General features: G+C 38.7%; 8 protein-coding genes. 3 read left to right on the top strand and 5 right to left on the bottom strand.

The window, feature by feature from the left end:
• Together A9479_RS18805 and A9479_RS18800 are read right to left on the bottom strand one after the other, a co-directional pair.
• The coding region (locus tag A9479_RS18805; protein ID WP_231893598.1) for a cache domain-containing protein at window positions 1-585 on the bottom strand (585 nt) is incomplete at its 3' end.
• A 273-nt stretch (window positions 586-858) separates the two neighbouring features.
• Window positions 859-3,084: a S9 family peptidase gene (locus A9479_RS18800; RefSeq protein WP_064664262.1), complete on the bottom strand. Its 2,226-nt coding sequence runs from the start codon at window positions 3,082-3,084 to the stop codon at window positions 859-861.
• A 107-nt stretch (window positions 3,085-3,191) separates the two neighbouring features.
• On the opposite strand from A9479_RS18800, the gene A9479_RS18795 reads away from it, so the two are divergent.
• Both A9479_RS18795 and A9479_RS18790 read left to right on the top strand, forming a co-directional pair.
• Entirely contained in the window at window positions 3,192-3,590 is a 399-nt protein-coding gene (locus tag A9479_RS18795) for an HIT domain-containing protein (protein WP_064664261.1), read from the top strand.
• Between the two features lie 31 nt (window positions 3,591-3,621).
• Window positions 3,622-4,152, top strand: coding sequence for a hypothetical protein (locus A9479_RS18790; protein ID WP_064664260.1), 531 nt, complete (start codon window positions 3,622-3,624; stop codon window positions 4,150-4,152).
• 57 nt (window positions 4,153-4,209) lie between these two features.
• Here A9479_RS18790 and A9479_RS18785 read toward each other — a convergent pair whose 3' ends face one another.
• The gene (locus A9479_RS18785) at window positions 4,210-5,910 is read right to left on the bottom strand and encodes a hypothetical protein (protein ID WP_013464222.1); all 1,701 of its coding nucleotides are present in this window, start codon (window positions 5,908-5,910) and stop codon (window positions 4,210-4,212) included.
• 281 nt (window positions 5,911-6,191) lie between these two features.
• Between A9479_RS18785 and A9479_RS18780 the strand changes: the two genes are divergently transcribed.
• Window positions 6,192-7,031: an HDOD domain-containing protein gene (locus A9479_RS18780; RefSeq protein ID WP_013464223.1), complete on the top strand. Its 840-nt coding sequence runs from the start codon at window positions 6,192-6,194 to the stop codon at window positions 7,029-7,031.
• A gap of 229 nt (window positions 7,032-7,260) precedes the next feature.
• Here the strand turns inward: A9479_RS18780 and rdgC are convergent, their stop codons facing one another.
• Together rdgC and A9479_RS18770 are read right to left on the bottom strand one after the other, a co-directional pair.
• Window positions 7,261-8,172: a recombination-associated protein RdgC gene (rdgC, locus tag A9479_RS18775; protein ID WP_008111993.1), complete on the bottom strand. Its 912-nt coding sequence runs from the start codon at window positions 8,170-8,172 to the stop codon at window positions 7,261-7,263.
• 73 nt (window positions 8,173-8,245) lie between these two features.
• Window positions 8,246-10,012: an ATP-binding protein gene (locus A9479_RS18770; protein WP_064664259.1), complete on the bottom strand. Its 1,767-nt coding sequence runs from the start codon at window positions 10,010-10,012 to the stop codon at window positions 8,246-8,248.
• Window positions 10,013-10,098 lie beyond the last annotated feature (86 nt).

The raw sequence follows: 10,098 nt of genomic DNA, 5'->3' as shown, positions 1-10,098 counted from the left end.
GTATAGCGATTTGATTTTTTCATAGTTCCAGTTTCTCAAGTTATTGAGTCTCTGGCAAACACGGGGCGATTCACATTGCCATTGATTAAAGCCTTTTACATACGCAATTTTATCTACGGGTTTGTCGCTGCCGGGTTTTGGCCACTTGTAAGGCACATAGCCTTCGCCGGATTTTTTAACAACATCAACCATTTCAACAAACAAAGGGGTGCCATCAGGGTCTTTATTATTCGTTAAATCTTTCCCTTCAAGGGCTGGTTTAATTGGGTGCATTACCATGGCTGGCTGATAATTGTTGATCCAAAAATAGTTAGTATCATCGTAACGCAATGAGCGTATTGAGGCCATCGCTTGAGATTGTGCTTGTGCACGAGTGAGTGTTTGACTTTGTTCAAGCGCTGCGTAGTGTGTAATGATGCTATAAGCAGTTTCCACCACATTTTTAGTTTTTAGATATTGCTCATTTTTAAGCGATTTATATTGATTACTTAAACTCGAAATACTCAATACAATTAAACCAAAAATTACAATCCCTACTAAAATGGCTAAACGTTGAAATATAGTAAAACGACGGAGGTTTGGCATATGCATGTTCCCGTATTAGAGCATTATTTCTCTTAAATAAGCATAGTTAAAATATAGGCTAATACGGTTTTATTTTCCTTATATTGTATTTTTAATACTCTCTTTATTAACTAGTTTGCGTAAATACAATAAAAAGGATAGGCCGAACTTTTACTTAACGGGTGCTTATAATGAATTTAATTATTGTTTGTTGACGTTTCAATATAGCTTATCTGCATAAAAAAAGGCTGATACTTATATCAGCCTTTAGTCGAATAATTAACCCGGTTTTAGTTACTTTGTATTAAAATTACGGTTAAAGAAGTTTGTAATAGTTTGATGTAAATGAGTTTGAACTTGTTTACCGCGAAGGCTATGTTTTGAGCCCGGGTAAGTCATCATTTCAAACTGTTGATTGTTATCTTGCAGCTGTTTAAATAATTTAGTGGCATGGGTAAATAATACGTTGTCATCGGCCATGCCATGGTAAATCATTAATGGGCCTTTTAAGCCTTCAGCGTATGGGAACACAGCACTGTCGATATAGCCTTGGGCATTAGTATCTGGGTGACCCAAATAGCGCTCGGTGTAATGGGTGTCGTATAGAGCCCAGTCGGTAACCGGAGCACCAGATACACCCGCGCTGAAGTAATCGCCTGCTTTAAACATGGTCATTAGCGCCATATAACCACCGTAGCTGTGGCCGTATATACCTATGCGAGCAGGGTCTACGTAATCAAGAGTACGTAAAAACTCAACGCCTTTGATTTGATCCGCCACTTCTACAACGCCTAAGTGCTTATAAATCGCATCTTCAAACTTTTTACCGCGATTGTAAGAGCCTCGGTTATCAAGTTGAAAAATTACATAACCTTGTTGCGCCATGTATTGAAAGTATAAGTTTTTGCTGCGCCAGCTATTGGTTACTCGCTGAGCATGAGGACCACCGTAAACGTTTACAATAACCGGATGCTTTTTACCCTTTGCCATGTTTGCTGGTTTAAATAAACGGTAATGCATAATTTGGCCGTCTTCAGCGGTAATTGTGCCGTATTCGGGCTGGGCTAAATCAGTTAGATACGGGGTAAGTGGGTGAGAGTCATCAAGCTTATTCTCTTCAAGCCACGTAATAAACTCACCATTAATTTTGCGCAGTGCAGCTGAATTTGGCTTATTAACCGATGAGCTATTATCAATGAAAGTTTTATTATCTTTCGCTAGAACGACATTATGGTATTGGCCTTTTTCAGTAATGCGCTTCATACCCCCTTTTTTAAATAAAGGCGCACTGTATAAATGGCTCTCTAGCGGGGTATCTTTACGTGCAGCAAAGTAAACAACGCCATTTTTTTCATCTATCCCTTTTAGGCTATCTACGACCCAATCACCTGCGGTAATCTGGCGGATAAGTTGGCCGTTATTACGATATAAATAAAGGTGCTTAAATCCATCGCGCTCTGAGGCCCATACAAAATGCTTTTTATCTTTTAAAAATTCAAGGTCAAAATGCAAGTTGATCCAGGTATCACTTTTTTCAGTTAAAGCAACGGTTTGCTGTTTTGTTTTAGTGTTGTAAAAACGTAGTTCTAAGTTATGTTGCGAGCGGTTTTGCCATTGATAAGAGAGCGTATTGCTGTCGTTTAGCCACTTAGCGCGGGCAATATAAATATCTTTATCGTCGCCTAAGTCAATCCAGTCAACTGCTTGATCATTAAGCTTTACCACCCCAAGTTGAATGTCAACATTATTGGTGCCAGTAAATGGATAACGCTGGTTAAATAGTTTTACTTCATCAGCATAAATTTCGTTACGAATCGCTTCTTGAACAGGGCTTTCATCAACGCGAGTAAAGGCGATTTTAGATTCATCATTTGCCCACCAATAACCGGTCATACGGCTCATTTCTTCTTGCGCCACAAATTCGGCCATGCCGTTTTTAATTACGCCACCGCCATCTTTACTTAACTGAATTTCTTTACCTGAAGCCAGCTCTAGTGCATATAGGTTTTGCTCTCGGATAAAGGATACGAAATTTCCTTTTGGAGAAAAACGCGCATCGGTTTCAAATGCGTCTGTGTTAGTCAGCTTTTTACTATTTTTAGCATCTAAGTCATAGTAATAAAGATCGCCATTAAGAGGGAATAACAGTGCTTTCCCATCTTTTGACCATTTATATTCAAGGATACCTTTTCCAAAAATACGTTGGCGTTCGCGGCGTGCTTTTTCTTCATCGGAGAGATTTTCTGGGCCTGAAAATAACTGCGCCGAATCAACTAACAACCGGTTGGTATTATCTTTTAAATTATATTCCCATAAATCGTAGCGGTTATAGTCATCGGTTTTACCTTGTAAGTAGGTAACCCGGCTACCATCAGGCGAAAACTTAAGTTGTACCGGAGATTTGCCTGCTAAGCTCGGATCATCAAATATACGCTCAAGCGTTAGTGGCTCAGCTTCTGCGCTTAATGCGCCCGCGAGTAGGGGAATTGCCAGTGAGAGGTGTTTTAGTTTTTTTAACACAGGATTGCCTTTACTTACATAAAATTATCTCGATGGTAAAGCACAAGCGTGTGCAACTGCAACTAAATGCTATAAAGTGTGCGGTAAAATAATCTAAGGACTTTAACATGAGCAAAACATCATTTACCTTAGCACCTGAACTGAAAAGAGATTGTATTGAACTGGCTGATTGGCCACTTTGTAAGGTGTTACTATTAAACGACAGCCAATATCCTTGGTTTGTATTGGTCCCCAGAATAGCGGGCTTAAAAGAGATTATTGATTTAACCGAGCAGCAACAAATTACTTATTTACACGAGTCAGCGAAACTCAGTCATTTGTTAATGGAGGTGTTTAATCCTGATAAGTTAAATGTAGCCGCATTGGGTAATATGGTGCCACAACTACATATTCATCATATCGCGCGTTTTAAAACAGATATTGCATGGCCTGCGCCGGTATGGGGCAAGTTTCCGAGTGTGCCTTATACTCATGAGCAGATAGAGCAATTAAAAGCGCATTTTTAAAAATCAAAATGAGTTACTTTGAGGGGATAGTATGAAATTAATCAAACAACTCTGTACAAGTGTATTTATTGCAGCCATTGCGGTGTCAGCAGTGATAGCGGGCGAGCAGCCAGTAGCTGTAGATGTGGTAAATAACGCTAATATTAAAAACTTTGCAGCACATAACAACTTGGTTTTTTCTGCAGCGCAGCCCAGTGATGTGCAGTTTAAGCAACTATCACAAGCTAATGTTAAGCATGTTATTAATTTACGTGCAGCAGATGAGCAAGACTGGGATGAAGGCGCGTTAGTCAATTCTTTAGGAATGAGCTATCACGCAATTCCTATTGCAGGTGCACAAGATGTAAACATCGACAATGCAAAACGATTAGCTAGCCTTTTAGAAGAACTTGAAGGTGAGTCAGTGGTTGTTCATTGTGCGAGCAGTAATCGTGTTGGTGCGCTAATGGCTATTTCAGCTCATCAACAAGGTGCAGATATAGAGTCTGCAATTGAAACTGGCAAGCAGTGGGGAATGGCAAGCCTTGAGCCGGTTGTTCGTAAAGTGATGAGTGATAAATAATTCAAATAATAAAAAAAGCGTTACAATGTAACGCTTTTTTTATGTGGTTAGTTTTTATTAATTAAGGCCAAGCACGTCTTTACCTTGTTTAAAGGTCACATCTACAGGGATGTTCGCTTTGCTTAACTTTTCTAAATCTTTAGCTAGTTCCGCTTTAATGTCGCCATGAGTGGCAATCAGTTGATCTACTTTTTCGTAATCACCATCACCTTGCAGAGTTAAAATAAGGCGCGATAATTTAGCCATAGCGTCGCCCATTTTATCCATGTTGATGCTATACAAGCCGTCTTCATTTTTAGAGAAGGCACCTTCTTGAGCAAAAAAGTTAAAGCGGATCATGTTTGCTTTACCATGTGCACTTGAAGCACCAAAACGCACAGAGCGGAAAATACCCGCCATAAAGGTGGTGTAGTAATCTTCTAACGTCCCTTCAGTGATTTCCCCTTTTTTAAGTAACTGTTCAACCATGTACAGACCAAGAATATCTGCTTTACCTTCTTCCAAGGCGCTAGCATGCTCTTGTAGAGATTGGCGAACGGTACCTTTGCCGGTAATAGTATTTTTAATACCTAAACCGTGAGCTACTTCATGGAACATAGTGTTAGCAAAAAATGCATCAAAGGTAATGTGTTTACGTTGCTCTGGCACAATTAACTGCTCTGCGATAGGGACTAAAATTTTATCAAACTTCGCTCGCATTGCATTTTTAAGCTGTAAGCGACGTGTGCCTTTTTCTAGCTGAACTTGCTCATCATTTGGTAAGTTAATTGCAATGGTTTTACTGCCGGCATTTGAGTGCCCAGCATAATAAACAACATCGTAGGCATTTAAGTCAGCATCTGAGCCAGGCACTTCTTGCTTGTACTTGCTATCAACAGGTAAGCCTTTTTGCAGCTCAGGTAAAAAGGCAGCAAATTTAGCCAGGCGTTCGCTCCATTTTAAATCTTTAATTAGTACATACGATTCATAGGCAGCACGGTAACCAAATAATTGGTCTTCGTAGTTTTCAATTGGGCCAATAACAACATCGATAGGATTATTTTTCATATCCATCCAAGCAAAGTCAGAGGCTTGGAAATCATCGCTTTGTATTGCGTCAGCTCGTAAGTTTAGGTAGTTGGCAAATTCTTTGTCGTCAGCTAATTTGCTAGCGTCTCTAAGTAACTTAGCTGCTTGGGCAAGTTCTACGGCATATTCTTCTGAATAAGGCGTGCTGTATAAATTACCTAGTTCATCGCGTTTAATAAGTGAGTAAAGCCCTGTTTTATCTTTTACATCAGCGTTATTAAGCTCTTCTTTGGTGATGTCGGCCGGATAAAAACCTGCCCCAAGCGGCTTTTCTTTATAGCCAGATAAAAATACTTCATCGCCATTTAAGCGATCCCATGGGCCGTAGTTTATATCTGCAAACTGACGTACTTTTTCATCATCTAATTGTGCTAAAAAGCTTTGTTTATCTTCACCAAATGCTTGTTTCCAAAATAAATCGTCCATAATTTTTGAAGCATCAATAAGCTTGGCAACCATGGCTTTTTGGTTCTCAGATAAGTGTGACAAATCGCTTTGTAAGCTGAAGTCTGTGTATATGTCTAAGCGTTGACGGTCAATATTAACGAGTGTTGGCCCTGAAGGCGCTTGAGAAGCCGTTGGCGCTGAGCTTTGCGGCGTATTGTTTGAAGACGGTGCTTGCTCAGAACAGGCACTAAGAAAAACGATGCCAGAGAGCAGTATTGCTTGGCTAATTTTATTTAAGATCATTATATTGCCTTTAAAAAGTCTATTTTATAACTTGTATACTGTAAGTTAAGGTACTGAATGAGTATTAGTGTGCCTTAGCATGCTTGCATTAAAGCAAAACATACTAGCAAATAGCAAGTATTAGACGTTAGAGTGCACTAATGAGGGGCCGCTGGTAAATAATCAATAATTATCTACAATTCTTTCTATTTTAGGTATATGTTTAATACTACTAAGCTTTGAAATAATTAATAATATAAGACTTGCTGTAAAGTGTAGGTCATTAAGCAAAGGGATATTTTATGTCTACAGAAAATGCCTTACTCACTATTTTAGTTGACAGAATTAACAACGACACACTGGTGTTGCCTACGTTACCTGAGGTAGCGATTAAGGTTCGCCAAGCCGCAGATAACCCCGATGTTAATTTGATGCAAATGTCAGATGTGATAGCACATGATCCTGCATTGTCGGCGCGGATGATCAAAGTCGCAAATAGTGCAATTATGGGCCGAGCTGTAAAGGTGTCTAACTTGCACCAAGCCGTTACACGTATTGGGCTTAGGCAAATAAAAAATATTGCCACAGCCATGGCGATGGAGCAGTTATTTGTATCTAACAACGAGTTAATAAAAGGCTACATGGGAAAGGCGTGGCATAAAACGCTGCATGTGGCCTCGCACTCTATTTCATTAATGGAGTTTTACTTAAAAAGAAATACCCATACATCGCTAAATCGCGATGCCATTACATTAGCTTCATTAGTTTATAATATTGGGGTGTTACCCATTTTAACTGAAGCAGAGCGTCACCCTGAAGTGTTTGCAAGCCCCAGCTTTTTAGCCCATGCGATTCAACGTTTAAGTGGTAAAATTGGTGGTTCAATCATGAAAGCGTGGGAATTTCCTGATGTGTTTGTTGAGGTCGCGCAGCACTGGGCAGATGTGAATCATCGTACTGCTGAGGTGAGTTATATCGACTTCATTCGTGTTGGTGCAATCCTTGAGGGAACCTTACAAGTATCTGATAAGTCAGCAGCGCTGCAAACGTATATTGATAAAGGCATATTTCCTTCATTAGAAATGTTAGAGAGTGAAGAGTATTTGCATATGGTTGAAGACGTAAAAGAAATGTTTAGTTAATACCAATTTTATTAAAAACATGATTATTCTAGCGTATTAAATAATTCGCTACCTGCGTTAAAAATTATTTATATAGAACAACTATGTATCATAATTTTTGCCTTGTTATCGACTTATTTCTTTGTCGCTATAATAGATCACTAATTTAATGCAATTGGTACTTGTTTTTGAGCAATAAAAAGCACGATTTAATCGTGCTTTTTAGTTGTAATACTATTTTATAAAGCTTTTACGCTAAATCGTCAGCATCACCTAAGCCTTGTGTAAGCTCTTCTAGCAATTGCTTAATTTCTTCAGATGCAAGAATAAAATCAGCATCTAGTTTAACCGCCATATCTTCTTTAGGAATATCGGCATTTTCTTCTTTAAGTGTTTCTGAATAGCTTAAACGTTTAATTGAGCCATCGTTTTGTAGCATAAATTTAACGCGCTCTTGCCAATCAAGGGCAAGCTTAGTGACGCGCTTACCACTTTCAAGGTGCGACTTCACTTCGTCACACGATAGGTCATGGCCTTTGAGTTTTACCTGAGCACCACTGTCATCAGCTTCTTCAAGTTCAGCGTCTGACCCAATTGCAAAGCCCTCTGGAGTACTAAAGTTAGTAAGCCAGTCAGTTAAAAATACGTCTAAATCATAATTAGCAAACGCAGGAACAACGGGTAATGTTCCTAATGATTTACGTAATAGAGCAAGTAGTTCCTCTGCTTTATTAAAGCTTGCACTATTAACTACCACCCATCCATTTTCTTGGTCTATAAAAGCAAACTGCAAGCTCGATTTTTTAAATGCTTGTGGCAATAAGGTGTGTAAGATGTTTTCTTTTAATTCATCTTTTTCTTTTTTCTTTACTGGGCGATTTTCTTCGGCTTCAATCTGATCAACTTTTTCTGCTACCAGCTCATTTATTACCGAGGCTGGTAATACTTTTTCTTCACGTTTAGCGCACACTAAAATACTTTTTTGTGAGAAATGAGAAAGAGTTTCACCATGTTTACCAAATGCTTTTGTCCAACCAAATGTTGCCAACTCTTGGCCAGTACAAGGACGAAATAGATCTTGCTCTAATGCCTTATCAAAGTCTTCTTGTGTGTATGAAACGTCTTGTTTAAAGCGATAGCATATAAGGTTACTAAACCACATAGGGGAATGATCCATTTAAAAAATTTGTGCAATCATAGCAATAAAAGCCGCTTCTAGAAACGGCTGATTTAGCTTAATCGAGTTTAAAAAGTGGCAGGGGAGATGACATGTTTTTAGGGAACGAAATACGGTAGTGTAACCCTTGCCCAGGCTCACTACTTACATCAATTTTACCATTGAGCGTTTGTTTTACTAGATTAAAAATAATATGGGCACCTAAGCCGCTGCCACCCTCATCACGCTTGGTGGTAAAAAATGGGTCAAATAAACGCTTTAGTTGAGCCGGTTTTAAACCTAAACCGTTATCTTGATAATTAATGATGAGGTCGTTTTCATCAGTATTTACATCTATGGTGATTTGGCCGCTGTTTATATTTTCAAAACCATGCACTAATGAGTTCATAATTAGGTTCGTAAATATTTGGCTAATGACTCCCGCAGGTAAGTTAATAATTAAATCATCTGGGCAATGTAGACGAATGCTGTGAGATGTTTTTTTAATTTGTGGGTGCAAAGAGCGTATAACTTCGTTGATGTAGTCTTTAAAGTTAATTGTTCTTAGGGCTTCACTGGCCTGATCTACCGCAATTTGTTTAAAGCTGGTTATTAAATCTGAGGCACGTTCTAAGTTGTGAGAGAGCAGTTGAGCGCTTTGCGCTGCATCATTAATAAAGCCTTCTAACGCCGCAGACGATAATGATTTATTTTTATACGCAGTTTCTATTTCGGTTAATCGCTCTTGTAAAAAAGAGGTGGCAGTAACGCCAATGCCAATAGGGGTATTAATTTCATGAGTGATCCCCGCCACTAAGCCGCCTAATACCGCCATTTTTTCTGAGCCAACCAGTTGCTCTTGCGCAAAGCTTAATTCATCGAGCGAGCTTTGCAGCTGAGTTTGTTTGCTTAACAGTTCTTGTTCGGTTTGCTTTCGTAAATCGACTTCCTCTGTTAAAACTGCTTTTTGTCGCTCTAGTTCATATTTTTGTTGCTGTAGATCGATCATTGCTTGGCTTAAATTTGATGTTTTACGCGCAACATCCTGTTCAAGTTGTAAGTTTTGTTGATCCAGTTTTTGATTGCTTTCAATTAGGTCATGCTGAGTTTGTTTTAACTCTTTTTTATACTCAACAACCTTCGAAATCAGATTGTTAAAAGAGCGTTCCATTACTTTAAGCTCGTTATTTTCATCGGTGACTATTTTAACCTGTTGACCATCAAGCTCTTCTAACTCAAGGTATTCAATTTGCTCGGTTAATTGAGTAAGGGGCTCGGTGAGTAACTTTCTAAATGCAATTAAAAATAAGATGATTAAAAAAGTAGTTTTAATCATGGCATTACCAATCAAAAAGTAGATAGAGAGCATAATGCGACTAAAAATTACATCGCGACTAGAAAATAAAGTAACATCGCCTACTTGCGTTGCTCGTCCTGAAAACTCAAAAATAAGTGGGAATGTATAGCCAAATAAACCGGCTTTGGTGTCCTCTACCATGACATCTTCTTGCACAAGTTGCTGACTGTAAAGATTGTGAATATTTAGCGCGCGGCCTAATTGAGAAATAATAGCGCCATTATCGTCACGAATAATAACCCCCTCAACCATAGGTATATCGAGTAATCCTTCGGCGGTTGTGGTGGTTTGCTTTATATTTAGCTCCCAAATTGCTCGGGTTAAACTTCTACCAAAGGTCTTTTGTAATGTGCCAAGTTCATCGCGTATGTAATCTTTAGTATTGACGTACTCTGCGAAAATTTGCCCGCAGGTCACCACAAAGGTCAGTATAAAATAAACTGATAAAACCCGAGTGAGTAACTTTGTTGAAAGACTTTTTTGCGGCATGGGAGGCTTATATTTCCTTAAATTATTCAACTGTTAATGTACGCTTATAAACATTAGTTAATAAATGATTAAAAATAAACATATAT

It is taken from the genome of Pseudoalteromonas sp. MQS005 (assembly GCF_001661605.1).
Taxonomy (GTDB): Bacteria; Pseudomonadota; Gammaproteobacteria; order Enterobacterales; family Alteromonadaceae; genus Pseudoalteromonas; species Pseudoalteromonas tetraodonis.
This window is presented reverse-complemented; position numbering and strand designations above follow the sequence as displayed.